Origin of the sequence: Streptomyces sp. NPDC088553, assembly GCF_044752965.1 — a bacterium.
Lineage (GTDB): Bacteria > Actinomycetota > Actinomycetes > Streptomycetales > Streptomycetaceae > Streptomyces.
This window is the reverse complement of the sequence record NZ_JBIVMG010000003.1, coordinates 290059-316055: the sequence shown is the minus strand read 5'-3', so window position 1 is coordinate 316055 and position 25997 is coordinate 290059. Positions and strand designations below refer to the sequence as shown.

Below are 25997 nucleotides of genomic sequence, written 5' to 3'. Positions count from 1 at the left end.
ACCGGGGGCGGTCCTCGCGCCGCCCCCGACCCCTCAGGAGAGGAGGGCGGATGGCAGTCCCACCCACCCCCACACCCACCCGCACCGACCGGCCGGTCCTGGAGGCCCAGGGCATCCGCAGGGCGTTCCCCGGCGTCCTCGCCCTCGACGGCGTGGACCTGCGCCTCTTCCCCGGCGAGGTCCACGCCCTGATGGGCGAGAACGGCGCCGGGAAGTCGACCCTCATCAAGGTGCTCACCGGCGTCCACCCGTCCGACGGGGGAACGGTCTCCGTCGACGGCAGCGTCCAGCGATTCGCCGAACCGCTGGAAGCTCAGCGCGCCGGAATCAGCACGGTGTACCAGGAGGTGAACCTGTGCCCCAACCTCTCGGTCGCGGAGAACATCCTCATCGGCCGTGAACCCCGGCGCCTGGGGCTGGTCCACTGGTCGGCCCTCCACGAACGCGCGGCACGGCTCATCACCGAACTGGAACTCGACCTCGACGTCCGCATGCCGCTGGGCACGTACTCCCTCGCCGTCCAGCAACTGGTCGCGATCGTACGGGCCGTGGACGTCAAGGCGAAGGTCCTCATCCTCGACGAGCCCACCTCCAGCCTCGACCGGGACGAAGTCGCCCAGCTGTTCACCCTGGTCCGCAGACTGCGCGACCGGGGGGTCGCGATCCTCTTCGTCACCCACTTCCTCGACCAGGTCTTCGACCTGTGCGACCGGGTGACCGTCCTGCGCAACGGGCGCCTCGAAGGCGAGTACCGGATCGACGAGCTGACACCCGTCACCCTCGTACACCGCATGGTCGGCAGCGAACTGGGCATTCTCGACGAACTGGCCGAGACATCCCACACCGGCACTACTGACAACCCCGGTTCCGGGGACACGCCCTTCCTCAGCGCCCGCGGCCTCGCGCGGGCCGGTGGCGTCCAGCCCTATGACCTGGACATCCACCGCGGCGAGGTCATCGGCCTGGCCGGGCTCCTCGGCTCCGGACGCACCGAGGCGGCCCGGCTGCTCTTCGGCGCCGACCACGCCGACGGAGGCGAGCTGCGGATCCACGGCAAGCGCGCCGTCCTGCGCTCGCCGCGCGCCGCGATTGCCCACAAGATCGCCTTCTGCTCGGAGAACCGCAAGGCGGAGGGACTGATCGGCGAACTCACCGTCCGCGAGAACATCGTGCTCGCCCTCCAGGCCGCACGCGGCTGGACCAGACCCCTTTCCCGCACCCGGCAGGACGAGATCGCCGCCCGGTGGACCGAGGTCCTCGACATCCGCCCGGCCGACCCCGAGGCAGAGGTCCGCAACCTCAGCGGGGGCAACCAGCAGAAGGTGCTGCTCGCCCGATGGCTGCTCACCGACCCCGAGCTGCTGATCCTGGACGAACCCACCAGGGGCATCGACATCGGTGCCAAGACGGAGATCCAGAAACTGGTCACCAGCTTGGCCGCGGAAGGCACAGCGGTCCTCTTCATCTCCGCCGAACTCGAGGAGGTGCTGCGGCTGAGCCACCGCGTGGGCGTCCTGCGCGACCACCGGCTCGTCGCCACCCTCCCCAACGACACGACCCTGACGCCCGACCGGATCCTGGGCGCCATCGCCACCGGAGCCACCTCATGACACCACCTGACGACACCGGCGCCGGGGGGCGCCCGGTCCGGGCGCCCGGCACCCGGCGGCTCATGGAGCACCGCCTGTTCTGGCCCGCCGCCGTGCTGGCCGCCCTGCTGGTGGGGAACGTCGTGTTCACCCATGACTTCCTCGCCGTCCGCGTCCAGAACGGACACCTGTACGGCAGCCTGATCGACATCCTGCAGTTCGGTGCTCCCCTGATCCTCGTCTCGCTCGGCATGACGCTCGTGATCGCCACCCGGGGCATCGATCTCTCGGTCGGCTCGACGGTCGCCATCGCCGGCGCCCTCGCGTGCGAGCACATCGCCACCGCGAAGGACCCGGGGAGCCTGTCCACCGTCCTGTCCGCGACAGCGCTGGCGGTCGGCGTGGCCGCCGCGATCGGACTGCTGAACGGCTTTCTCGTCGCCCGGCTCGGCGTCCAGCCCATCATCGCCACGCTGGTCCTCATGGTCGCAGGGCGCGGCGTGGCCCAGCTGATCACCGACGGCCAGATCATCAGCGTGTCCAGCAGCGCCTACAAGATGATCGGCGGCGGCTACTGGCTCACCCTCCCCTTCGCCGTCCTCCTCGCCGCGGCCCTCGTCGCCGTCACCTCCCTCGTCACCCGGCGGACCGCGCTCGGGCTGCTCATCGAATCGGTGGGCGGCAACCCGGTCGCCAGCCGACTCGTCGGCATCCGGGCAGTCGGCCTCCTGGTCACGGTCTACGTCGTCAGCGCCGTGTGCGCCGCGGTGGCGGGCCTGATGATCAGCTCCAACGTGGCCAGCGCGGACGGCAACAACGCCGGCCTGTGGATCGAACTGGACGCGATCCTCGCCGTCGTCATCGGCGGCACCGCCCTGACGGGCGGTTGCTTCTCCCTCGGTGGGACGGTCCTGGGCGCGCTGATCATCCAGACCCTCTCGACCACGATTTACACCCTCGGCGTACCGCCCGAGACCACCCTCGTCTTCAAGGCCCTGGTCGTCATCGCCGTGTGTCTCGTCCAGTCGCCCGCGTTCCGCGTGCGACTCTCACGCCGTCGCCGAACGGCCGCCCCGGACCCGGCATCCGCGGCCGGCGACCTGACGGCCCGCCGGCAGGAGGTCCACTCGTGAGCACCACCCTCACCAAGCCGCTCCACCGCTTCTCGGCACGGCACGCCGCCCGCCTGCCGGTCATGGTGACGGCCACGCTGCTGGTCGCGATGTTCTCGATCGGGTCCGTGCAGTACGAAGGCTTCTTCTCCGCGCAGGTCCTGCTCAACGTCCTGATCGACAACGGCTTCCTGCTCGTCGTGGCGATCGGCATGACGTTCGTCGTCCTCACAGGCGGGATCGACCTCTCGGTCGGCTCGATGGTGGCCCTGTCGACCATGCTGACGGCCTGGCTCGTCGAACAGAACGGCCTGCCTCTCGCGCTGGCGGTGCCGGTGGTCCTCCTGGTGGGAGCAGGGGGCGGTGCCCTCATGGGCTGGGTGATCCACGCCTTCGAGATCCAGCCCTTCATCGTCACTCTCGCGGGCATGTTCCTCGGCCGCGGCCTCTGCTACATGATCAGCACCGAGTCCATCTCCCTCACCGACCCGACGACCACGCGGATCGCCCAGACGCGGGTGCTCCTGCCCGGGGGCCTGTTCGTCTCACCCGCCGTGATCATCGCCCTGGTCGTGCTGGCACTCGCCTTCGTCGTCCTCCACCACACCCGCTTCGGCCGCACCGTCTACGCCTTGGGCGGCAACGAGTCCTCAGCCCGTCTCATGGGCCTGCCCGTAGGGCGCACCAAGGTCGCGGTGTACGCCGTGAGCGGCCTGTGTTCCGCCCTCGGCGGTCTGCTGCTGACCTTCTACATGCTGTCCAGCTACGCCCTGCACGCCGTCGGCATGGAACTCGACGCCATCGCCGCCGCCGTGGTCGGCGGGACGCTGTTGACCGGTGGTTCCGGCTTCGTGCTGGGAACCGCCCTGGGCGTGACGGTCCTCGGTCTGATCCAGACCATCATCAGCTTCCAGGGCACGCTCAGTTCGTGGTGGACCCGCATCGTCATCGGCGGTCTGCTGTTCGTCTTCATCCTCCTCCAACGCCTCTTCGGAGGATCGCGCCAGGCGGAATAGACCCCTCGCCGAATGCGGACCCCGAGCCGTCCTCCGCGTACGGAGGCGCCCGGGGCGGGGGCAGGGCCGTCCCTGCCCCCTTTCCGGCTGCGCCCTCTCGCCGACAAGGAACCTCCATGAACCCAGCACCGTCCCCCTTCACGGGGGTCCCTCCGGTCTGCCGCCCCGATCCGTACGCCGGACAACGATGGACCTTCGGCTTCCCCGGCGGACTCGCGGCGGAGGTGCACACTCGCGGCGCCCGCCTCCACGGGCTGTGGGCTCCGGACCGGAACGGAACCCCGGCCGACATCGTCCTCGCTCCCCACGACCCCGCCCGGGCGGCCGACACCGCCCGGTACTTCGGCTCCACCGTCGGCCGCTACGCCAACCGCATCGCACACGGCCGGTTCTCCCTGGACGGGAAGCCGTACCAACTGACCACGCAGGAGAACGGCCACTGCCTGCACGGCGGCACCGACGGCTTCGACACCCGCCTCTGGGAAGCCGAGAGCGTGCACACCCCGGAGTGGACCGGTGTGCTCCTGCGCCTTCGGAGCCCGGACGGCGACCAGGGGTTCCCGGGAAACCTGGACGTCACCGTCAGCTGTCTCATCGGCCGCGCCGGCGAACTCGCCCTCACCTACTCGGCGGTCACCGATGCGGCCACCCTGGTCAACCTGACCAACCACGCGTATTTCAACCTCGACGGCGAAGGCGCCGGCGACATCCTCGGACACGAACTCGCCGTGCACGCCTCCCACTACACTCCGGTCGACAACGACCTCCTTCCCCACGGGGACCACCGCCCCGTGTCCGGCACCGCGTTCGACCTCCGCCGGCCGCTGAGGATCGCCGACGCCCTGGCCCGCCCCGGCGCGGACGGCGGGTACGACCACAACTTCGTCTTGAGCCCGCACTGCGACGAGGCACTGCGCCCCGCCGCCGTCCTGTACGCGCCGGCCAGCGGCCGCCGCATGGAGGTGCTGACCACGGAGCCCGGGCTCCAGGTCTACACCGCGGGTCAGTTCGACGGCACGGTCCTCGGCAAGAGCGGTACGCCCTACGGGGCGGGCGCCGGCATCGCGCTGGAGACCCAGCACTTCCCCGACTCGCCGAACCGCGCCGGTGACCCGTCTCCGGTGCTTCGGCCTGGCGAGGAGTACAGGTCGAGTACGGTCCTGCGGTTCGACACCTGTGACTGACCGTGTGGACATGGCTGTGCCCGCCGGCGGAGGAGCCGGCGGGCACAGCCATGTCCGGAGCGGTGTCAGGCACCCGCCCTGCGCTTGTTCCACACGTCGAAGCCGACCGCCGCGAGGAGCACCAGGCCCTTGATGACCTGCTGCCAGTCGGTGCCCACCCCGACGAGGTTCATGCCGTTGTTGAGCACGCCGAGGACCAGGCCGCCGATGATCGCTCCCAGGACGGTCCCGACTCCACCGCTCATCGACGCCCCGCCGATGAACGCGGCGGCGATGGCCTCCAGTTCGAAGTTCACGCCGGCCTTCGGCGAGGCCGCGTTGAAGCGCGCGGCGAAGACGAGCCCGGCGAGCGCCGCGAGCATTCCCATGTTGAGGAACACGGCGAAGGTCACCTTCTTGTCCTTGACCCCGGACAGCCTGGCGGCCGGCAGGTTCCCCCCGATCGCGTACACGTGACGGCCGATCACCGCGTTGCGCATCACGTAGCCGAAGCCGACCAGCAGCGCGGCCAGGATCAGGAGGACCACGGGGGCGCCCTTGTAGCTTGCGAGCAGCAGGGTGGTGACCAGGACAGCGGCGACCAGTGCCGTCAACTTCAGCGCGAACAGGCCCGTGGGGAGCGGCTCCAGAGCGAATTCGCGCTGGCGACGACGGTCCCGCACCTCCTGGAACACCACGTAGGCGACCAGTCCCAGGCCGAGGAGCAGGGTCGCATTGTGGTAGTTGGTCTGCGGTCCCACCTCCGGCAGGAAGCCGTTGGCGATCTTCTGCAGTCCGTCCGGGAACGGGCCGAGCGTCTGCCCCTTGAGGAAGATCTCCGTGAGCCCGCGGAACAGCAGCATGCCGGCGAGGGTCACGATGAACGACGGTATGCCGACGTACGCGATGAAGAAGCCCTGCAGGGCGCCGGCGACGGCTCCCAGCAGCAGGGTGAGGAGAACCGCGACGGGCCAGGCCACATGGTGCTCGACCATGAGCACCGCCCCGATGCCACCGACCAGGGCCATCAGGGAGCCCACGGACAGGTCGATGTGCCCGGAGACGATGACGATCATCATGCCGATGGCCAGGATGAGGATGTAGCTGTTCTGCAGCACCAGATTGGAGACGTTCCGCGGCAGCAGGAGGTCGCCGCCCGTCCAGATCTGGAACAGGAGCACGATCAGGCCGAGTGCGAAGAGCATCCCGTACTGGCGCATGTTCCGCCGGACGCCGTCCAGAAGTACCCGGGTCAGCGGTGCCCCGGTGGACGGAGCCCCGCGGCCCGGGGGCGCCGGTGTGGTCGTTTTCGTGCTGACGTCGGTGCTCATGCCTGGTGTCCTTCGCTGGGGGTGGCGCCTGCGGTGACCGCCGGTGGCGCGGGGGTGTCCTGCGTCATGTGCCGCATCAGGACTTCCTGGGTGGCGTCCTCGCGGGCGACTTCGCCGGTCAGCCGGCCCGCGGCCATGGTGTAGACGCGGTCGCACATGCCGAGCAGTTCGGGCAGCTCGGAGGAGATGAGGAGAATCGCCTTGCCCTCGGCGGCGAGCCGGTCGATCACGGTGTAGATCTCGAACTTGGCTCCCACGTCGACGCCGCGGGTGGGCTCGTCGAGGATCAGGACGTCCGGCCCGGCGAGGATCCACTTGCTGAGAACGACCTTCTGCTGGTTGCCGCCGGAAAGGCGGCCGACCGGCTCAAGGACGTTCGGAGCCTTGATGTTCATGATCCGCCGGTACCTTTCGGCCACCTTGCGCTCTTCATGCCCGTCGACGACGCCGCGGCGGGCGAGGGCGCCGAGGGACGCGAGCGAGATGTTCCGGCTCACGGAGTCCCCGAGGTTGAGACCGTAGTGCTTGCGGTCCTCCGTGACGTACGCGATGCCGTGGGCGACCGCCTCGGGGACCGTGCGGGTCCGAACCTCGCGGCCGTCCTTGAGTACGGTGCCCTGCTCGTAGTGGCCGTAGGAACGGCCGAAGACGCTCATCGCGAGTTCGGTCCGGCCGGCACCCATGAGTCCCGCGACGCCGACGATCTCCCCGCGGCGGACCTGGAGCGAGACCCCGTCGACCGCCTTGCGGCCGCGGTCGAGGGGGTGACGTACGGTCCAGTCACGGATCTCCAGGGCGGGGTCCGCGGCGGACGGGCCCTCGTACGGCGTGCGGTCGGGGAACCGGCTGTCGAGGTCCCGCCCCACCATGCCGCGGATGATGCGTTCCTCGGTGGTGGCGGGGTCCCGGACCTCGAGGGTCTCGATGGAGCGCCCGTCGCGCAGGATGGTGACGGAGTCGGCGATCTGGGCGATCTCGTTCAGCTTGTGCGAGATGATGATCGACGTGATGCCCTGGTTTTTCAACTCCCGCATCAGCCGCAGCAGTTTCGCGCTGTCCTCGTCGTTGAGCGCCGCGGTGGGCTCGTCGAGGATCAGCAGGCGGACGTTCTTCGCCAGCGCCTTCGCGATCTCCACGAGCTGCTGCTTGCCGACACCGATGTCGGCGACCCGTGTCTCGGGATGTTCGTCGAGCCCGACCCGCCTGAGCAGTTCGGAAGCACGGCGCAGCGCCTCGTGCCAGTCGATGATCCCGCGCCGGGACGGCTCGTTGCCGAGGAAGACGTTCTCGGCGATCGACAGATAGGGGACGAGTGCGAGCTCCTGGTGGATGATGACGATGCCGCGCCGCTCGCTGGCCCTGATGTCCTTGAACCGGCACGGTTCGCCTTCGAAGAGGATCTCGCCCTCGTAGGTGCCGTGCGGGTGGACGCCGGACAGGACCTTCATGAGCGTCGACTTGCCGGCACCGTTCTCTCCGCACAGGGCGTGCACCTCGCCGCGCTCCACGGACAGGGTCACGTCGGACAGTGCTCTGACCCCGGGGAAGGTCTTCACGATGGACCGCATCTCGAGGACGGGGCCGGACGGGGGCGAGACGGAGACGGGAACCTTGGGGGAGTCGGCCGGGGCGGGCGTCACCGCAGTTCCTCGGCGTTGATGTAGCCCGAGTCGACCAGGACCTTCCGGTAGTTCGTCTTGTCGACGCTGACCGGATCGAGCAGGAAGGCCGGGACCACCTTCTTGCCGTTGTCGTAGGTGGCGTCGTCGTTGATCTCGGGCTTCTTGCCGGCGAGGACGGCGGTCACCATGTCTGCGGCGACCTGCGCGAGTGCGCGTGTGTCCTTGTAGACGGTCTGCGTCTGCTGGCCCGCGATGATCGACTTCACGGAGGCGACCTCCGCGTCCTGGCCGGTGACGACCGGCAGCGGCTTGGCGGCGCTCCCGTAGTCGTCGGACTTCAGGGCGGACAGGATGCCGATGGAGATGCCGTCGTAGGGGGAGAGCACGGCGTCGACCCGGGCGGTGGAGTACGAGGAGGTCAGCAGGTCGTCCATGCGCTTCTGCGCCGTCCCTCCGTCCCAGCGCAACGTGGTGACCTGGTTGAGCTGGGTCTGCTGGGAGCGCACGACGAGCTGCTTCTTGTCGAGGTAGGGCTTCAGCACCTTCATGGCGCCGTTGAAGAAGTACTTGGTGTTGTTGTCGTCGTTGGACCCGGCGAACAACTCGATGTTGAAGGGGCCCTTCTTCGAGCCGGCCTTCAGCCCCAGCTTCTCGACGATGTACGTGGCCTGGAGCTCGCCGACCTTCTCGTTGTCGAAGGAGGCGTAGTAGTCGACGTGCGGGGAGCCGAGGATGAGCCGGTCGTAGGAGATGACCGGGATGTGGGCGTCGGCCGCCTGCTGCAGGACGTTGGACAGTGCCTCGCCGTTGATGGCGGCCACGACCAGGGCGTCGACGCCCTGAGTGATCATGTTCTCGATCTGGGAGACCTGCTGGTCGGGGTCGTCCTCGCCGTACTGCAGGGTCGTGGCGAAGCCGGCCTTCTTCAGGCTTTCGGTCATGTTGCGGCCGTCGGCGATCCACCGCTCGGAGGATTTGGTGGGCATCGCGATGCCGATGGTGAGGTCCTTCGTGTCCTTCGACTCCTGGCTGCCGCCCTCGCTGTTCTGCCCGCAGGCTGTCAGGAGCAGCGCACAGCCGGTGGTCACGGCCAGGAGAGCGGATGCGGATCGGAACTTCTTCATGGGTTACCTGGCAATCCCGTCGTCGAGGGCGGCTCCGGCCGAGGGACGGGTCCGGCGGCGGCGCGTGAGCTCGCACCACCGGGACGGCGCCGTTCCGGCTGGGTGGCCGGGGCGTCGGCGCCCCGGTCGAGGTTGATTGTTAGCGCTCACAACAGCGTGATACAAGAGGCGCTAAGGTTTTTCTCGCATCGATGTACAGCCGTGAGCACGGAGAAGGGAGGCGAACGTGGCGCATCCCGCGGAAGACGTCCGCCCGCCGACGATGGCCGACGTCGCACGAGAGGCGGGGGTCTCCCACCAGACCGTCTCCCGGGTGCTGAGCGATCACCCCAACGTGCGCGCGGCCACCCGGGAACAGGTCACCCTGGCCATCGAGCGGCTGGGCTACCGTCGCAACTCCGCCGCACGCGCCCTGGTGACGCGCCGTACGAGGACGCTGGGTGTCATCGCCGTCAACACCGCCCTGTACGGCCCTGCCAGCACCCTGACCGGCCTGGAGGAGGCGGCCCGGGAGCAGGGCTACCTCGTCTCGACCGTCAGTCTGCGCACCGGAGAGGGGCAGGGGCTCAAGGACGCCATCGACCACCTCGCGTCCTGGGGCGTGGAGGGCGTCGTCGCCATCACCCCGCAACGTTCGCACGTGCAGGCGCTCGCCGAGCTGGACGCACCCTTCCCCGTGGTCACCGTGGAGGGTGGACACCAGCTCGACCTGCCCGGCGTCTCCCTCGACCAGGAGCTCGGCGCCCGCATGGTCACGGAGCACCTGCTCGCCGCCGGGCACGGCAACGTCTGGCACGTGGCGGGTCCCGACGACTGGCTGGAGAGCGAGGCCCGCACCGCGGGATGGCGCGCCGTCCTGGAGGAGGGCGGCATCCGCCCTCCGCGCGTGCTGACGGGGGACTGGAGCCCGCTGTCCGGGTACCGGGCGGGACAGGAACTCGCGGGACTCGCCCTGGCCCGTCGCGGGGCGACACCGGTCACGGCCGTCTTCGTCGCCAACGACCAGATGGCGCTCGGCGTCCTGCGGGCGCTGCGCGAGGGCGGGATCCGCACCCCCGGACAGGTCGCCGTCGCCGGCTTCGACGACATCCCGGAGGCCGAGTTCTTTCCTCCGCCGCTCACGACGGTCCGCCAGGACTTCGCCGCCATCGGGCGCCGGAGCATCGGGCTGCTGGTGGACCACATCGAGGGTCGCGCCCGGAAGGCCGAGCACCTCCTGGTGGAACCGCAGCTCATCATGCGTGCGAGCACGCGCCCCTCGAACGAGTCCTGACGCGGGGGGCCGGGCTCTCCCACCACCTCCTGGCGGCCGTCCTGGAGGCCGGTGACAGGTCTCCGGTCTGCTGTGTCCGCCGACTGGGGCCTGCCGTCCGATGTCCGGCGTCCGGCGGCGCACGCGCGTCGGTCCGCCCGCGCAAGCGCTCCGTCGACCGTTCCGTCCGCTCGGCCCTACCGCCTCCCGGCAGGCCGGTCGCGATGCCGGGTTGCCCCCGGGGGCGATAGGTGAGCGCTCACTTCAGCGGCCCTTCTTCTTGCCGAATGTTCGACAGAACTGCACGCAACTCTTGCCCAGTCAATTGTGAGCGTTAACAATCAGGGTGCTCCTCTGGCCCTGTTCATGACGAGAGAGACCGCATCGTGACCACACACGCCCTTTCCGGCCCCGCAGCCCCTCACCAGTCCGAGGCATGCACCATCGGAGTCGACTTCGGCACCCTCTCCGGGCGCGCCGTCGTGGTCAGGGTCCGGGACGGCGCAGAACTCGGTTCGTCGGTCCACGAGTACCGCCACGCAGTCATCGAGGACCACCTTCCCTCCACCGGCGCCCCCCTGCCCCCCGACTGGGCCCTGCAACACCCCGAGGACTGGCGCGACGTCCTGCGTACCGCTGTTCCGGCGGCGCTCGCCGACGCCGGGGTCGACCCGGCCCGCGTCATCGGCATCGCCACCGACTTCACCGCGTGCACGGTCCTGCCGACCGCCCAGGACGGCACTCCGCTCGCCCTGACGCCCGAGTGGGCCGACCGCCCGCACGCCTGGCCCAAACTGTGGAAGCACCACGCGGCCCAGGCCCATGCCGACCGCATCAACGCCCTCGCTCACGCACGCGGCGAGAAGTGGATCGCACGGTACGGCGGCAAGATCTCCTCCGAGTGGCAGTACGCCAAGGCCCTGCAGGTCCTGGAAGAGGACCCGGCCGTCTACGCCGCTTGCGCCCGCTGGATCGAGGCGGCCGACTGGATCGTCTGGCAGCTGACCGGAACCGAGTCCCGCAACACCTGCACCGCCGGCTACAAGGGCATCCACCAGGACGGGACCTACCCCTCGCCCGACTTCCTCGCCGGACTCCACCCGGACTTCGCCGACTTCCCCGCCACCCGCCTGGAGCACCCCCTCTCCCCGCTGGGCTCCCGCGTCGGCTCCCTGAGCAGCCGGGCCGCACACTGGACCGGTCTCGCCGAGGGCATCGCCGTCGCGGCGGGCAACGTCGACGCCCACGTCGCCGCACCCGCGGCGGGCGCCGTGGAGAACGGCCGGATGCTCGCCATCATGGGCACCTCCACCTGCCACGTACTCAACGGCGCCACCCTCGCCGAGGTCCCCGGCATCTGCGGGGTCGTCGACGGCGGCATCGTCGAGGGTGCCTACGGTTACGAGGCCGGCCAGAGCGCGGTCGGCGACATCTTCGCCTGGTGGCTCCGCCAGGGCGTCCCGAACCACTACCGCGCCGAGGCCGAGGCAGCGGGTGAGGACCTCCACCGACTCCTGACCCGCAAGGCCGCCGACCAGCCGGTCGGCGCGCACGGCCTGGTGGCCCTGGACTGGATGAACGGCAACCGTTCCACCCTGGTCGACCACCGCCTCTCCGGAGTCATCGCCGGCCTCACCCTCGACACCCGGCCCGAGGACGTCTACCGGGCCCTGCTCGAATCCACCGCCTACGGCACCCGGATGATCGTCGAGACCTTCGAGGGCGGCGGGATCCCCGTCGAGGAGTTCATCGTCACCGGAGGGCTGAGGAAGAACGCGCTGCTCATGCAGATCTACGCCGACGTGCTCCGCCGCCCAGTGTCCGTCGGCACCTCCGAGCAGGGTCCGGCGCTCGGCTCGGCCATCCACGCCGCCGTCGCCGCGGGCGCCTACCCCGACGTCCGTTCCGCCGCTTCCGTGATGGGCAGCGTCCAGCGCCACGCGTACGTGCCGGACCCCGCACGGGCGGACGCCTACGACGCGCTGTTCGACGAGTACCGCGCCCTGCACGACCACTTCGGTACCGGAGCGGACCTCCTCCTGCACCGCCTGCGACGGATCCGCAACACCGCACGCCTCGTCACCACCGGCTGACCGGGGCGCCTCTTCGCCCCGGCCTCCATCGGCCCGACCTCTCCGCCCCAGCACCTCCGAGGAGCACACCCGACATGACGCTCGCCCCGCCCGACCGCGAGATCTGGTTTCTCACCGGAAGCCAGGCCCTCTACGGCGACGACACCCTGGCTCAGGTCGCCGACCAGTCCCGCGCCATCTGCGACACCCTCGCCGGGCAGCCCCGGATGACCGTCCGCCTGGTGTGGAAGCCGGTCCTCACCGACGCGGCCTCCATCCGCGCGATCTGCCTGGAGGCCAACGCCGACGACCGCTGCATCGGCCTCATCGCCTGGATGCACACCTTCTCCCCGGCCAAGATGTGGATCGCCGGCCTCGACGCCCTGAGCAAGCCCCTGCTCCACCTGCACACCCAGGCCAACCGCCGACTGCCCTGGTCCACCATCGACATGGACTTCATGAACCTGAACCAGGCCGCCCACGGTGACCGCGAGTTCGGCTTCGTCCAGACCCGCCTCGGTGTCCCGCGCAAGACCGTGGCGGGCCACGTCACCACCCCCGAGGTCGTCGACCGCATCGCCGGCTGGGCCCGCGCCGCCGTCGGCCGCTCCGAACTCACCACCCTCAAGCTCGCCAGGTTCGGCGACAACATGCGCGACGTCGCCGTCACCGAGGGCGACAAGGTCGAGGCGCAGCTGCGGTTCGGGGTCTCGGTCAACACGTACGGCGTCAACGACCTCGTCGCCGTGATCGACGCCACGGACGAGGACACCGTCACCGCCCTCGTCAAGGAGTACCAGGACCTCTACGCCCTCACGCCCGAGCTGCGCCCCGGCGGCGAGCGCCACGAATCCCTGCGCTACGCCGCCCGCGTCGAAGCCGGTCTGCGCGCCTTCCTCACGGAAGGCGGGTTCCGCGCCTTCACCACCAACTTCGAGGACCTCGGCGGCTTGCGCCAGCTGCCCGGCCTCGCCGTGCAGCGCCTGATGGCGGACGGCTACGGTTTCGGCGGCGAAGGGGACTGGAAGACCTCCACGCTCCTGCGCGCGCTGAAGGCGATGGCCCACGGCCTCCCCGGCGGCACCTCCTTCATGGAGGACTACACCTACGACCTCACACCAGGCCAGGAACTCATCCTAGGCGCCCATATGCTGGAGGTCTGCCCCTCCCTCACGACGGCCACGCCCAGCTGCGAGATCCACGCGCTCGGGATCGGCGGACGCGAGGACCCGGTCCGACTCGTCTTCGACGCGGATCCCGGTCCGGCCGTCGTCGTCGGTCTCGCCGACATGGGCGACCGGTTCCGCCTCGTCGCCAACCACGTCGACGTCGTCGCCCCGCCCGAGCCGCTGCCCAAGCTCCCCGTCGCCCGGGCCGTCTGGCGCCCCCGTCCCGACCTGCGCACTTCCACCGAGGCCTGGCTGACGGCCGGAGCACCGCACCACACCGTCCTGACGACCGCTCTCGGCGCCGAGGAGCTCGACGACCTCGCCGAGATGCTGCGGACCGAACTCGCCGTCATCGACGAGGGCACCACGGTCCGGACCTTCACGCGCGAGCTGCGCTGGAACCAGGCGTACCACCGTCTGGCCCAGAGCTTGTGAGCACCCCCGCCACCCCATCCACCCCCACGAGGACGGAGCCCTCCGTGAGCACCGCCGTCTCCAAGGAACTGCGCCGGGAGGTGCTGGAGGCCAACCTCCGCATCCCCCGGGCCGGTCTGGCCACCCTCACCTGGGGCAACGTGAGCGGAGTGGACCGACAAGCCGGCGTCTTCGTCATCAAGCCCTCGGGTGTGGCCTACGACGTGCTGAGCGAGGAGGACCTGGTCGTCGTCTCCCTGTCCGACGGAAGCGTCGTGGAGGGCCACCTGCGACCGTCCACCGACACAGAGACGCACCGGAGCCTCTACCTGGCCTTCCCCTCCATCGGAGGCGTGACCCACACGCACTCCACCCATGCCGTCGCCTTCGCCCAGGCCCGTCGTCCGATACCGGTGCTCGGCACGACCCACGCGGACACCTTCAACGGCCCCGTCCCCGTCACCGCGGCTCTCACCCCCCAGCAGTGCGCCATGGGCTACGAGTACAACACCGGCCAGGTCATCGTGGACCTGCTGGGCGGTGACGACTCCCGGGCCCGCGAGGTCCCCGGTGCCCTGGTCGCCCACCACGGCCCCTTCACCTGGGGCGCCGACGCCACCGCGTCCCTGGAGCACGCCATCATCTGTGAGGCGGTGGCCGAGATGGCCCTCCACACCATCGCCCTGGGCACGGTCGAGCCTCCGCAGCACCTCCTGGACCGCCACTTCACACGCAAGCACGGCCCGGACGCCTACTACGGCAACTCTTCCTCCGCCTGACAGCACCGAGGGGAGCCAGGATCATCCCGGCTCCCCTCCATGGTGTGCCGCAGCGTGTCAGGTGCGGGTCCAGCGCTGGTTGCCGCTGTTCCAGCAGGAGTAGAGCTGGATCAGCGTGCCGTTGGCGGTGCCGTTGGCAGCGGCGTCGAGGCAGAGGCCGGACTGGACGCCGACGATGGATCCGTCGGGGTCGAGGCGCCACTTCTGGTTGTCGCCGCCCCAGCAGCTGTAGATCTGGACCTTGGCGCCGTTGCCTGTGCCGGCGGCGTCCAGGCACTTGTCGCCGTAGACCCTGATCTCACCCGCGGCGGTGTGGGTCCACTGCTGGTTGGTGCGGTTGTTGCAGTCCCACAGCTGGACCTGGGTGCCGTCGGTGGTGACGGCACCGGGTACGTCCAGGCAGCGGCCCGAGGCGACTCCCTTGATCGGTCCGGAGCCGGGGGAGGGGGTCGGAGTGGGGTTGGGGTTGGGGGAGGCGGAGTTGAGCGCGTTGAGGACGGAGGAGTAGGCGGGCTTCTTGCTGCCGTCGCCGTTGAAGAGCAGCGGCGTGTGCTCGGCTCGCCAGGAGTCGGTGTCGCGCACACCCCAGACGGTGATGCCGAGGCAGCGCGGGACGGCCAGGCAGTCGTTGGTCACGTTGGCGTAGGTCGTGCCCGAGGCGCCCTGGATGTCGAGTTCGGTGATGGCCACGTCGACGCCGAGGGCCGCGAAGCTCTGGAGGGTGGTGCGGAAGTTGCTGTTGTAGGGGCTGTCGTTGTTGAAGTGCGACTGGAAGCCGACGCAGTCGATGGGCACGCCGCGCTGCTTGAAGTCCTTGACCATGGCGTACATGGCCTGGGTCTTGGCCCACGTCCAGTTCTCGACGTTGTAGTCGTTGTAGCAGAGCTTGGCGGCCGGGTCGGCGGCACGTGCGGTGCGGAAGGCGACCTCGATCCAGTCGTTGCCGGTGCGCTGCAGGTTGGAGTCGCGCCGGGCTCCCGAGGTGCCGTCGACGAAGGCCTCGTTCACGACGTCCCACTGGCCGATCTTGCCCTTGTAGTGGGACATCACGCCGTTGATGTGGTTGTTCATGGCCTGGCGCAGCGCGCTGCCGCTGAGGTTCTGCATCCAGGCGGGCTGCTGGGAGTGCCAGGCCAGGGTGTGGCCCCGTATCCGCTTGCCGTTCTGCACCGCCCAGTTGTAGACGCGGTCGCCGGCGGTGAAGTCGAACCGGCCCTGCTGGGGTTCGGTGGCGTCGATCTTCATCTCGTTCTCGGCGGTCACCGAGTTGAACTCGCGGTTCGCGATGGTCGTGTACGTCGAGTCGCCGAGCCTGCCCGACGCGATGGCGGTGCCGAAGTACCGGCCGCTCTGCGCCGCCGCGCTGCCGAGCGTGCTCTCGGCGGCGTGTGAGGTCAGCGGCGCCACCAGCACGGTGGCGGAACCGAGGACGCCGACGATCAGCGCCGCGCCGAGGCCACCTATTTTCCGGCGGACGGTGGACGGGGGAATGGCATGTGAACGCATGGCTGGACCTCCAGTACGGAAATCACGGATGGATGCGAGCGCGGCGGAAAGATTCCGCGAGGGTGATGTCCGCGTGCGTGGAAAAGGACGCGGACCATCAGGGCGCAATGATGCGAGGCCGGCGCCGCGACACGCAGGTCAAGGGGCAGTGGCGGCCTCGGGATTCAGTCTGGAAACATTGCAGGAACATGTCAAGTGTTTCGAAGGTGTTTCGGTGATGCGGGCCGATAATGGGGCCTTTGAGGCCTCTCGAAAGGATCCTCAAGGAATGTCGGGAGCGCCATGAAGGAGCAGTCCCTATCGAAAGTATTTCGATAGGGACTGCTCCGTTCATAAGCGAGTTCTTGCTTCGGTTCACATTTCCGGGTCGTCGATGCCCGTCGCCCCGGAGGACCGGCGCGGATACGCGATGTCGAACCACGTGAAGTGGGCGTGGTTCGTGGACGGGTGGCCGTGGGAGGTGGCGTAGAGGCCGAGCTGGACGCTGGTGAACAGCGGCGTGAGGAACGTGGCTTCGACGGTGGCCAGGTCCTGCCAGGTGCCGTCGGGCGCCGCGTGGGCGAACGTGTGGCTGAAGCCCCGGACGCGCACCCCCAGGCGCACGGGCCCCGGGGGGACGGGAGCGCCGGCCAGGACCTCGGGCCCGCGGCGGAGGACGAGCCCTTCCTCGGTGCGAAGGAAGAGGAGGTGGGTGTCGTCGTCGAGGACTACGGCGAGGCCGGCCTGTTCATCGGGCGCGGCGGGGGTGAAGCGCAGTTCGGTGGAGACGTCGCAGTCTGGCTGTTCCTGCGGGCGGACCAGGAGGGAGGGGACGGTGCGTTCGCCGAGGCGTTCGGGGCGGAGCTGGAGGCGTATTCCGTCGCCGGTGGTCCAGAACGGCGCGCGTGGGGTGCGCAGGGTGCTCCAGTCGGTGGAGAGCGCGGCGAAGTCGTCCTGGAGACGGCGCCGGGGGCTCGTGTGGTCGACAGGGGAGAAGACCGGCCAGCCGTCGTGCCAGGTGACCCTGCTGAGGAAGGTCTCGCGTCCGATGGCGGAGCCCGGGCGGACGCCCAGCAGGACGGCCCGCCAGTCGCCGTCCGAGGTCTGCACGAGGTCGGCGTGCCCGGTGCAGGTCACGGTGCCCGTGGCGGGAGGCAGCACAGGGTTGTCGGGGGCGCCCTCGTACGGGCCGGTCACGTGGTCGGCGAGGGCGGCCACCACGCTGTGGTCCACGTCGGTACCGCCCTCCGCGGTGAGCAGGAGATAGGTACCGTCGATCTTGTAGATGTGCGGGGCCTCCGACCAGCGGGCGCCCGGTCGGCTTCCCGACCACAGGACGTACTCGGGTCCCGTGAGCCGTCGTTCGCGGGGAAGGTACTCACGCATCCAGATCTCGGTGCGGCCGGCGGCCTCGTCCAGCACACGGGCGGCGGTGAACCAGGCCCGGCCGTCGCCGTCCGGCCCGTCGTCGAAGAACAGCGACGGGTCGAAGCCCTCTCCTTCCAGCCAGTACGGTTCCGACCAGGGCCCGGCCGGGTCGGCCGCCGTGACGACGAAATGTCCGGGGCCGTCCATCAGCGTGCAGGCGAGGTGAAAGAGCCCGTCATGGTGGCGGATCGTCGGCGCGAACAGGCCGCGGGAGGGCTCGCACCCGTCGAGATCGAGCTGGGACGGCCGGTCCAGCGCGGAGCCGAGACGTCGCCAGTTCACGAGATCACGGCTGTGGAACACGGGGAGCCCCGGGAACCACTCGAAGCTGGACGTCACCAGGTAGTAGTCCGCCCCCACCCGGCAGACGGACGGGTCGGGCCGGAACCCGGGCAGCACGGGATCCCCGAAGGACGTGGTCACGGTACCGGGACGATCTCGACCGGCACGGACAGCACCCGGTCGGCCGCCGGGTGACGTACGGGGCCGTGCAGGGTGAAGGAGCCCTGGAGCGGGAGGTCGCCGCTGGACCGTCCGACGGCCACGCCGATCTCTCCGGGCTCCACTCTCCTGCGCAGGTCGACCCCGGTGAAGGAAGTCCGGTCGGCGTGGACGGAGAAGGTGATCCGGGCGGCCTCGCCCGGCCGCAGCTCTACCCTGCCGAATCCGGCGAGCCACCGCTTCGGTCGCACGACGGACGCCTCGGGGTCCGAGAGGTAGAGCTGGACCACCTCGGTCCCGGCCACCTCGCCGACGTTGCGTACCGTGACCGCGACGGAGACCGCTCCGTCCGTCGGGGCGACGGGATCCACGGAGAGATCCGAGCAGGTGAAGCTGGTCCAGCTCAGCCCGTGCCCGAACGGGAACAGCGGGGTCGGGTCCACCGAGCTCCAGTCGGTGTGCCCGCCCAACGTGGAGTGCAGGTAGGTGCCGGGCTGTCCCCCGGCCTGGCGGGGGATGGAGACGGGGAGCCGCCCGGATGGCTCCGCGGCCCCGCTGATGATCCGGGCCAGCGCCGTCCCGCCCTCCTCGCCGGGGAAGAAGGCCTGGACGACGGCCGCCGCGCGCTCCGCCAGCGAGCCGAGCGCGTAGGGGCGTCCGGAGACGAGGACCAGGACGGTCGGCACCCCGGAGTCCAGCACGGCGGAGGCGAGTGCGGCCTGGTCGCCGGGCAGGTCGAGGGTCTCGGCGTCACAGCCCTCTCCCGAGGTGCCCCGGCCGAACATGCCCGCCCGGTCGCCGAGTACCAGCACGTTCACCTCCGGCTCCTCCGCGGTGACCGTGAACCCGGCAGAGGTGAGTGCCTCGTCGAGCGTCGGGATCTCCAGCCCTGGGGCGCCGGGCAGCGCCACGTGGTTGGGGAAGGAGTAGCAGCCGAGGAACGAGTGGGGGTCGTCGACGTACGGCCCGCTGACCGCGACCCGGCACGGACGCAGCGGCAGGATGCCGTCGTTGGCGAGCAGCACGGTGGACCGCTCGGCCAGGAGCCTGGCCAGTGCCCGGTTCTCCGGCGGGTCGAGGTCGACCGGTTCGGGCTTGACGGGTTCCCAGTCGGGGTCGAGCAGACCGAGTTCGGCCTTCTGCAGCAGGACCCGCTCCGCGGCCCGGTCGACGAGCTCCTCGGATACGTCTCCCGACCGTACGAGCGCGGTCAGCGGCTCGCCGTAGCAGCGTGCCGTGGGCAGCTCGACGTCGATTCCGGCGGTCAACGCCAGCGCGCCGGCCGCGCCGCGCGACCCCGCGACGCCGTGCCGGCTCTCCAGGAAGGAGATGGAGTAGTAGTCGGCGACGACGACGCCGCCGAAACCGAGCTCGTCCCTGAGCAGTCCGGTCAGCAGGCGTTCGTCGGCGGCGACCGGGACGCCGTCGACGTCGGTGTAGCTGTTCATCACCGACCGGGCGCCTCCCTCGCGCAGCGCCCGCACGAAGGGCTCGACCAGAACGTCGGCGAACTCGCGCGGCCCCGAGGCGACGGGGGCCATGTTCCGGCCGCCGCGCGAGGCCGAGTAACCGGCGAAATGCTTGAGCGTCGCCACGATGCCGGCGCCTTCCAGGCCCCGCACGTACGCCGTGCCGATCGCTCCGACGAGATAGGGGTCCTCACCGATGCACTCCTCGGTCCTGCCCCACCGGTAGTCGCGGACCACGTCGAGCACCGGAGCCAGCCCCTGGTGGACGCCGACCCGCCGCATCCCCTCGCCGATGGCGCCGGCCATCCGCCGCACCAGCCCGGGATCGAAGGACGCGCCCCAGGCGAGCGGCCCGGGGAAGACCGTGGCCCCGAACGTCATGAACCCGGTCAGGCACTCCTCGTGAGCGATCGCCGGGATACCGAACCGGCCGGCCCCGGCCACCTGCCGCTGGAGTGAGGCGAGCCGCTCCATCCCGGCTTCCGCGGTGATCGGCGCGGTTCCGTACACCCGGGTGAGCTGGCCGAGCCCGAGCCCGACGATGTCGTCGAGACGCGGCGCGGGCTCGCCGGAATCGTCCTCCATCGGCGCGACGGGTGTCCCGGGATTCGAGGGCAGTGCCCAGAAGCCGGCGAGTTGCCCCGCCTTCTCCTCCAGCGTCATCCGACTCAGCAGATCGGCGACTCGCACGGAAGCGGGCAGCAGAGGATCACGCCAGGGCTCGGTCAAGGGGTTCTCCTAGGGACGGGGCGGGGCGGTGGAGACCCGGACCTTGAGCTCGGTCGAGAGCTCCATCCGAGGGCTGACCAGGGGCTGGTCCTCCAGAAGCTGGAACAGTGTGCGGGCGGCGAGCCGGCCCATCTCCTCCAGCGGCTGACGCACCGTCGTCAGCGGAGGCGACAGCCATTCGCACATCGGCAGGTCGTCGAAACCGACCACACTGAGGTCCTGCGGGATGCTCAGTCCGCCCTGCCGGGCGGCCTCGTAGACGCCCATCGCCTGCTGGTCGCTCCCGGCGAAGACGGCCGTCGGTGGATCGGGCAGGGCGAGCAGCTCCTGGGCACACCGGAACCCGCCCTCGTGCTGGAAGTCGCCGAACCGGATCAGGTCGCGCTCGACCTCGATCCCGGCCCGTTCCAGAGCGGCCCGGTAGCCGTCGATGCGGGCCTGGCTGCAGAGCATCTCCTTGCGCCCGCCGATCGCGGCGATCCGGCGGTGCCCCAGTTCCAGCAGGTGCTCGGTGGCGGCGAGACCGCCCGCCCAGTTGGTCGCGCCGATGCTCGGCACGCCGTTGCCCGGCAGGTCGATCGGGTCGATGACGACGAGCGCCACCCCGCTCCGCTCGACCTGGGCGCGCTGAGCCTGGGTGACCGACGCGGTGACGAGGATGACGCCGTCGCTGTGGTGCAGCACCGGCAGTGCGGCCCAACTCGACGGCGTTGCCTCGCCGGGCGGGACGAGCGATACGACGGTGCCGACGCCCCGTCGGGCGCACTCGGCCTCGACGCCGCGCAGTATCTCCACCGCCCACGCGCTGTCCAGACCGCCGATGATCAGGTCGACCAGGCCCGATCTGCGGGCCCTGCCCTGTCGGCCGGGCGGGAGGTAGTTGTGGGACCGCAGCAGGCCCTCGATCCGTTCACGTGTCGAGGGCGCGACATCGGAGCGGCCGTTGATCACCTTGGAGACAGTGGCCTGGGAGACCCCTGCCTCCGCGGCGATGACCGCCAGAGTCGCACGCTGCTCGCTCAACTTCTCTCCTCTTCGTCGCCGTCGATCGACGATAGATATCGCAAACTTTCGAAGAGTTTCTGGTCGGCGCGACTGCTTGTCAAGCCCAGGATCACGCGCTGTTCCGAGATAAATCGGTGAGAGGTCTTGACCGTGCAGCCTGGCGTTCCTAGTTTGTGGCACCACAGAATTCGAGAGTGTTTCGAAAGTTTTTCGGGCGCAGAAGTGGCGTCGCACCCGGCATCCCCATCACGGAGGTCCCATGGCCAGCACTCCCCCGAGCCGACGAAACTTCCTGGCGCTCGCGGGCTTGACCGCACTGTCCGTCTCCATGACCGCGGCCTGCGGGGCCGGCGCGTCGGGCGGCAGTGCGTCGGCCGACGGCAAGGTGACGTTCGAGTGGTGGAACATCGCCACGACGGAACCGGGCAAGTCGCTCTTCCCGCAGATCGCCACGGCGTTCACGACCGCTCACCCGAATGTCGCGATCAACACGACCTCGTTGGAGAACGAGGCGTTCAAGTCCAAGCTGACCGCCACCACCTCCTCGGGCAAGCTCCCCGACGTCTTCCAGACCTGGGGCGGCGGCGTGCTCCAGCAGCAGGTCGACGCGGGGCTGGTCGAGGACCTCACCGACCTCCTGGACTGGTCGTCCCAACTCACCCCGGTCTCGCTGCAGGCCTACCAGTTCGGCGGCCGCACCTACGGGGTGCCCTACGACATCGGCATGGTCGGCTTCTGGTACAACAAGAAGCTCTTCGCCAGGGCCGGGATCACCACCCCACCGTCCACCTGGGCCGAGTTCCTCGACGACGTCAGGAAGCTCAAGGCGGCGGGCATCACCCCGATCGCCCTCGCGGGCAAGGAGAAGTGGCCGGGCCACTACTACTGGGCCTACCTCGCGATGCGCGTCGCCGGCCTCCCCGCGCTGGAGAAGGCAGCGACCACCAAGGACTTCACCGGCGCCGGCTTCGTCCAGGCGGGCGTCCACCTCAAGGAGCTCGTCGACCTCCAGCCGTTCCAGACGGCCTTTCTCGGCGCCGGCTACGCCACCCCCGGCGGGCAGGCCGCGACCATGGGCAACGGCAAGGCCGCCATGGAGCTGATGGGGCAGTGGGGACCGTCGGTGCAGAAGGACGCGGGCGCCGACCTCGGAGCGGACCTGGGCTTCTTTCCCTTCCCGACGGTCGACGGCGGTGTGGGACAGGCCACCGAGGTGTTCGGCGGCGGCGGTGGCTTCGCGCTGCGCAAGGGCGCCCCGAAGGAGGCCCTGGACTTCCTGAAGTTCTTCGTCCTGGAGAACGAGCCCAAGCTGCTGGCCTCCAACGGCTACCTGCCGGTGGTCAAGGGAGCGGAGAGCCGGCTCACCGACGCCAACAAGAAGGTGGTGGCCGGCAGCCTGGTCAAGGCGACGGGCTTCCAGCTCTTCCTCGACCAGGCCTATCCGCCGGCGGTCGGCCAGGAGGTCAACGACAGCGTCGCCGACCTCATCGCGGGCAAGAAGACGCCCGAACAGGTCACCGCCTCGATCACCGAGGCTGCGAAGAGTGCCTAGCTCCGTGTCCACCCTGACAGAAGAGCGGACGGAGGAGGCCGTGCCGACGCCCCCGCCACGCCCGGCCCGGTCGCGCCTGCGCGGATGGGGACACTGGGTGTCGGTCGCCTGGTTCCTCGTCCCGGCCCTCGTCCTCTTCCTCGTCTTCGTCCTCGCCCCGATCGTCGTCGCCGTGTACACCGGCTTCTTCAAATGGGGCGGGATCGGCCCCATGGACGATTTCGTCGGCTTCGCGAACTACACCAAGCTCTTCGACGACCAGGTCTTCCTCGGCGACCTGGGGCGCGGGCTCTACCTGATCGTCCTGTCGGTCACGGTGCAGCTGCCGTTCGCGCTGCTCACCGCGGTCCTGCTCAACCAGAGGCTCCGTGGCCGGGCCGTCTACCGGATGCTGTTCTTCGCGCCGTACATCCTGTCCGAGGTGGTCACGGCGGTCCTCTTCACGATGATCTTCCTGCCCGGCGCCGGCATGGCCGACCATCTCGTCGGCCTCCTGGGCCTGGAGGGATTGCAGGGCAAGTGGACCGCCGATCCCTCGACGGTCATGCCGACCCTCTTCGTGGTCATGATCTGGAAGTACTTCGGCTTCCACATGATGCTCTTCCTCGCCGGACTGCAGAGCATCCCGTCCGAGATCCTCGAGGCCGCCGCCATCGACGGCGCCGGCGCCTGGCAGCGCTTCCGGCACGTGACGCTGCCGCTGCTCGGGCCGACCATCCGGATCAGCGTCTTCCTGTCGATCATCGGGTCCATCCAGCTCTTCGACCTCGTCTGGGTGATGACCGCGGGCGGGCCCAACCACTCCTCCGAGACGATGGCGATCGCGATGTTCCAGTTCGGGTTCAAGCGGTACCAGGTCGGCTACGCCAGCGCGATCAGCGTGGTCCTGTTCATGATCAGTCTGGTCTTCTCCCTCTTCTACCAGCGGTACGTGCTCCGCCGTGACCTGAGCGGGGCCGTCACCTCGGGAGGTGCCCGATGAACGCCCGTCGGACGGCACGCGGCCTTTCGCTGCACGCCGTGGTCTGGCTGATCGCCGCGTTCGTCGTCGTGCCGCTGATCTACGCGGTGATCTCCGGGTTCAAGAGCACCGGCGAGCTCACGACGAACCCGTTCGGCCTGCCGGAGCAGTGGAAGATCGGCAACTACACCGGAATTCTCGGCGACGGAATGTTCTGGCGGCAGATCGCCAACAGTGCGGGCATCGCGATCGGCACGACGGTCTGCACGGTGGCGGCCTCCGCGATGGCGGCGTTCGTACTGGCCCGCTATGCCTTCCGGGGCAGGGAGTTGTTCTATACGCTCTTCACGCTCGGGCTGATGTTCCCGTTCGCGGTGGCCGTCCTGCCGCTCTTCCTCATGCTGCGCACCTTCGGCCTGCTCGACAACCCGCTCGGAGTGATCCTCCCTCAGGCGGCTTTCGGTCTTCCCATGACGATCGTGATCCTGCGCGGTTTCTTCCGGACCATCCCGGCGGAGATCGAGGAGGCCGCAACCATGGACGGCTGCGGCAAGCTCCGCTTCTTCTGGAAGATCCTTCTGCCGATGGCGCGTCCGGCGCTCGGTACGGTCTCGGTACTGTCGGTCGTCGCGAGCTGGAACAACTTCTTCCTGCCGCTGCTCGTGTTCAACGACCCGAAATGGCAGACGATCCCGGTCGGCGTCCAGCAGTTCCAGGGCCAGTACTCGACCGACTTCGCGCTCGTCCTCGCCTACATCGTGCTCGCCATGGTCCCCGCCCTCGTTTTCTACGCCGTCGCCGAGCGCCAGCTGATCGGCGGCCTCACCGCCGGCGCCACCAAGGGCTGACCTGTCCCGCGTGACCTCCACCCCCGAGGAGACTCCGTGAAACGCCTGACCGTGCTGACCGCAGTCATGTTGTTAGCGCTAACAACCCACGTTGCCGCCGCTGACCCCGCGCCACCCGCCACCGACTCCGCTATCGACTTCCGGACCGAACTCCAGCCCATCGACGGATTCGGCTTCTCCATGGCCTTCCAGCGGGCCGACCTGCTGCACGGCGCGCGCGGCCTCAGCCCTGCCAAGCGGCGCGAGGTGCTCGACCTGCTGCTCGGCAAGGAGAAGGGCGCGGGCCTGTCGATCCTGCGCCTGGGTATCGGGTCGTCGACCGACCGGGTCTACGACCACATGCCGACGATCCTGCCGGCCGATCCCGGCGGGCCGGGCGCCCCGCCGAAGTACGTCTGGGACGGCTGGGACGGTGGACAAGTCTGGCTCGCCAAGGAGGCCAAGGCGTACGGGGTCAAGCGGTTCTTCGCCGACGCCTGGAGCGCGCCGGCCTTCATGAAGACCAACGGCAGCGAGAACGACGGCGGCGAGCTCCTGCCCGAATGGCGTCAGGCCTACGCGAACTACCTGGTCCAGTACGCGAAGTTCTACCAGCGGGAAGGCATCCCGATCACCGACCTGGGGTTCACCAACGAACCCGACTGGACGGCGACCTACGCCTCGATGCGCTTCACCCCGCGGCAGGCCATCGACTTCCTCAAGGTGCTCGGGCCGACCGTCCGCGCGTCCGGACTGAAGACCGGCGTCGTCTGCTGCGACGCAGCGGGCTGGGACCGGCAGGTCGCCTACACCGGTGCCATCGAGGCGGACCCCGAGGCCGACAAGGCCGTGCGGACCGTCACCGGCCACCGTTACAGCGGTCCGACCACGGTCCCGCAGCCGACCGACAAGCGGGTCTGGATGTCGGAGTGGTCACCGGACGGCACCACCTGGAACGAGAACTGGGACGACGGCAGCGGTTACGACGGCCTCACCGTCGCCGCCGACATCCAGAACACCCTGACCGTCGGCAACGCCAACGCCTACGTCTACTGGACCGGCGCGTCCCTCAACGCGACCCGGGGACTCATCCAGCTCGCCGACCCCGGTGACGACTACCGGGTGTCCAAGCGGTACTGGGCGCTGGCCGCCTTCAGCCGGTTCATCCGCCCCGACGCCGTCCGCGTGCCGGTCACGAACGCCGACCCGGCCCTGAGCGTCACGGCCTTCCGCAACACCGACGGCAGCCGCGTGATCGAGATCCTCAACACCGCGACCACCGAGAAGTCCGCCGAGTTCGCCCTCCGCGGCGGCCACGACCGGCACCCCGAGGGCTACGTCACCGACGAGACCCGCTCGATCACCCCGGCCGACGTCGCCTCCGCGCACGGTACGACCCTCACGGCCACGCTCGCCCCACGCGCGCTGACCACGATCGTCCTCGACTGAAACGACGG

The 25997-nt window shown here is 69.6% G+C and carries 19 protein-coding genes; 12 read left to right on the top strand and 7 right to left on the bottom strand.

Translation table 11 applies throughout. From position 1 onward, the window contains the following. Positions 1 to 50 precede the first annotated feature (50 nt). The 4 genes from ACIP8Z_RS10855 (at position 51) to ACIP8Z_RS10840 (ending at position 4901) form a co-directional block, all read left to right on the top strand. The gene (locus ACIP8Z_RS10855) at positions 51 to 1610 is read left to right on the top strand and encodes a sugar ABC transporter ATP-binding protein (RefSeq protein ID WP_402081437.1); all 1560 of its coding nucleotides are present in this window, start codon (positions 51 to 53) and stop codon (positions 1608 to 1610) included. Continuing rightward, positions 1607 to 2722, top strand: a complete 1116-nt coding sequence (locus tag ACIP8Z_RS10850; RefSeq protein ID WP_402081435.1) for an ABC transporter permease — start codon at positions 1607 to 1609, stop codon at positions 2720 to 2722. Before ACIP8Z_RS10855 ends, ACIP8Z_RS10850 begins: the two co-directional genes overlap by 4 nt. Further along, positions 2719 to 3717 (top strand): galactofuranose ABC transporter, permease protein YjfF, encoded by a 999-nt coding sequence (gene yjfF, locus ACIP8Z_RS10845; RefSeq protein WP_402081432.1) that lies wholly within the window; start codon positions 2719 to 2721, stop codon positions 3715 to 3717. Before ACIP8Z_RS10850 ends, yjfF begins: the two co-directional genes overlap by 4 nt. 116 nt (positions 3718 to 3833) lie before the next feature. Continuing rightward, the gene (locus ACIP8Z_RS10840) at positions 3834 to 4901 is read left to right on the top strand and encodes an aldose epimerase family protein (protein ID WP_402081430.1); all 1068 of its coding nucleotides are present in this window, start codon (positions 3834 to 3836) and stop codon (positions 4899 to 4901) included. Positions 4902 to 4966: 65 nt separating this feature from the next. Here ACIP8Z_RS10840 and mmsB read toward each other — a convergent pair whose 3' ends face one another. From mmsB to chvE, 3 genes are read right to left on the bottom strand one after another with little or no spacing between them, the layout of a single operon-like run. Then, positions 4967 to 6211 (bottom strand): multiple monosaccharide ABC transporter permease, encoded by a 1245-nt coding sequence (gene mmsB, locus ACIP8Z_RS10835; protein WP_402081427.1) that lies wholly within the window; start codon positions 6209 to 6211, stop codon positions 4967 to 4969. Continuing rightward, positions 6208 to 7851, bottom strand: coding sequence for a multiple monosaccharide ABC transporter ATP-binding protein (mmsA, locus tag ACIP8Z_RS10830; protein WP_402081424.1), 1644 nt, complete (start codon positions 7849 to 7851; stop codon positions 6208 to 6210). The genes mmsB and mmsA overlap by 4 nt, the downstream gene beginning before the upstream one ends. Beyond that, on the bottom strand, positions 7848 to 8957 hold the full coding sequence (gene chvE, locus ACIP8Z_RS10825; protein WP_402081421.1) for a multiple monosaccharide ABC transporter substrate-binding protein: 1110 nt from the start codon (positions 8955 to 8957) through the stop codon (positions 7848 to 7850). Before chvE ends, mmsA begins: the two co-directional genes overlap by 4 nt. A gap of 226 nt (positions 8958 to 9183) precedes the next feature. Between chvE and ACIP8Z_RS10820 the strand changes: the two genes are divergently transcribed. The 4 genes from ACIP8Z_RS10820 to araD all read left to right on the top strand — a co-directional run bounded on the left by ACIP8Z_RS10820 (position 9184) and on the right by araD (position 14643). Beyond that, a complete protein-coding gene (locus tag ACIP8Z_RS10820; RefSeq protein WP_402081419.1) occupies positions 9184 to 10230 on the top strand; it encodes a LacI family DNA-binding transcriptional regulator in 1047 nt (348 codons plus the stop codon). A gap of 365 nt (positions 10231 to 10595) precedes the next feature. Beyond that, positions 10596 to 12302, top strand: a complete 1707-nt coding sequence (araB, locus tag ACIP8Z_RS10815) for a ribulokinase (protein ID WP_402081417.1) — start codon at positions 10596 to 10598, stop codon at positions 12300 to 12302. Positions 12303 to 12376: 74 nt separating this feature from the next. After that, positions 12377 to 13885: an L-arabinose isomerase gene (gene araA / locus ACIP8Z_RS10810; RefSeq protein WP_402081414.1), complete on the top strand. Its 1509-nt coding sequence runs from the start codon at positions 12377 to 12379 to the stop codon at positions 13883 to 13885. A gap of 44 nt (positions 13886 to 13929) precedes the next feature. Next, on the top strand, positions 13930 to 14643 hold the full coding sequence (gene araD, locus ACIP8Z_RS10805) for an L-ribulose-5-phosphate 4-epimerase AraD (RefSeq protein ID WP_402081412.1): 714 nt from the start codon (positions 13930 to 13932) through the stop codon (positions 14641 to 14643). Between the two features lie 57 nt (positions 14644 to 14700). Here the strand turns inward: araD and ACIP8Z_RS10800 are convergent, their stop codons facing one another. The 4 genes from ACIP8Z_RS10800 to ACIP8Z_RS10785 form a co-directional block, all read right to left on the bottom strand. Continuing rightward, the gene (locus tag ACIP8Z_RS10800) at positions 14701 to 16149 is read right to left on the bottom strand and encodes an endo-1,4-beta-xylanase (RefSeq protein WP_402081409.1); all 1449 of its coding nucleotides are present in this window, start codon (positions 16147 to 16149) and stop codon (positions 14701 to 14703) included. A gap of 354 nt (positions 16150 to 16503) precedes the next feature. Continuing rightward, positions 16504 to 17979, bottom strand: a complete 1476-nt coding sequence (locus ACIP8Z_RS10795; RefSeq protein WP_402081406.1) for a glycoside hydrolase family 43 protein — start codon at positions 17977 to 17979, stop codon at positions 16504 to 16506. After that, the gene (locus tag ACIP8Z_RS10790) at positions 17976 to 20195 is read right to left on the bottom strand and encodes a glycoside hydrolase family 3 N-terminal domain-containing protein (protein ID WP_402081403.1); all 2220 of its coding nucleotides are present in this window, start codon (positions 20193 to 20195) and stop codon (positions 17976 to 17978) included. Before ACIP8Z_RS10790 ends, ACIP8Z_RS10795 begins: the two co-directional genes overlap by 4 nt. Positions 20196 to 20204: 9 nt before the next feature. After that, positions 20205 to 21218, bottom strand: coding sequence for a LacI family DNA-binding transcriptional regulator (locus tag ACIP8Z_RS10785; protein ID WP_402081400.1), 1014 nt, complete (start codon positions 21216 to 21218; stop codon positions 20205 to 20207). A 241-nt stretch (positions 21219 to 21459) separates the two neighbouring features. On the opposite strand from ACIP8Z_RS10785, the gene ACIP8Z_RS10780 reads away from it, so the two are divergent. From ACIP8Z_RS10780 to ACIP8Z_RS10765, 4 genes are read left to right on the top strand one after another with little or no spacing between them, the layout of a single operon-like run. Continuing rightward, positions 21460 to 22752: an extracellular solute-binding protein gene (locus ACIP8Z_RS10780; RefSeq protein WP_402081397.1), complete on the top strand. Its 1293-nt coding sequence runs from the start codon at positions 21460 to 21462 to the stop codon at positions 22750 to 22752. After that, positions 22745 to 23734: a carbohydrate ABC transporter permease gene (locus ACIP8Z_RS10775; RefSeq protein WP_402081395.1), complete on the top strand. Its 990-nt coding sequence runs from the start codon at positions 22745 to 22747 to the stop codon at positions 23732 to 23734. The genes ACIP8Z_RS10780 and ACIP8Z_RS10775 overlap by 8 nt, the downstream gene beginning before the upstream one ends. Next, a complete protein-coding gene (locus ACIP8Z_RS10770) occupies positions 23731 to 24561 on the top strand; it encodes a carbohydrate ABC transporter permease (protein ID WP_402081393.1) in 831 nt (276 codons plus the stop codon). The genes ACIP8Z_RS10775 and ACIP8Z_RS10770 overlap by 4 nt, the downstream gene beginning before the upstream one ends. Before the next feature lie 36 nt (positions 24562 to 24597). Further along, complete coding sequence (locus ACIP8Z_RS10765) at positions 24598 to 25989, top strand: glycoside hydrolase (RefSeq protein ID WP_402081390.1); 1392 nt, start codon at positions 24598 to 24600, stop codon at positions 25987 to 25989. The last annotated feature ends 8 nt before the right edge of the window (positions 25990 to 25997 follow it).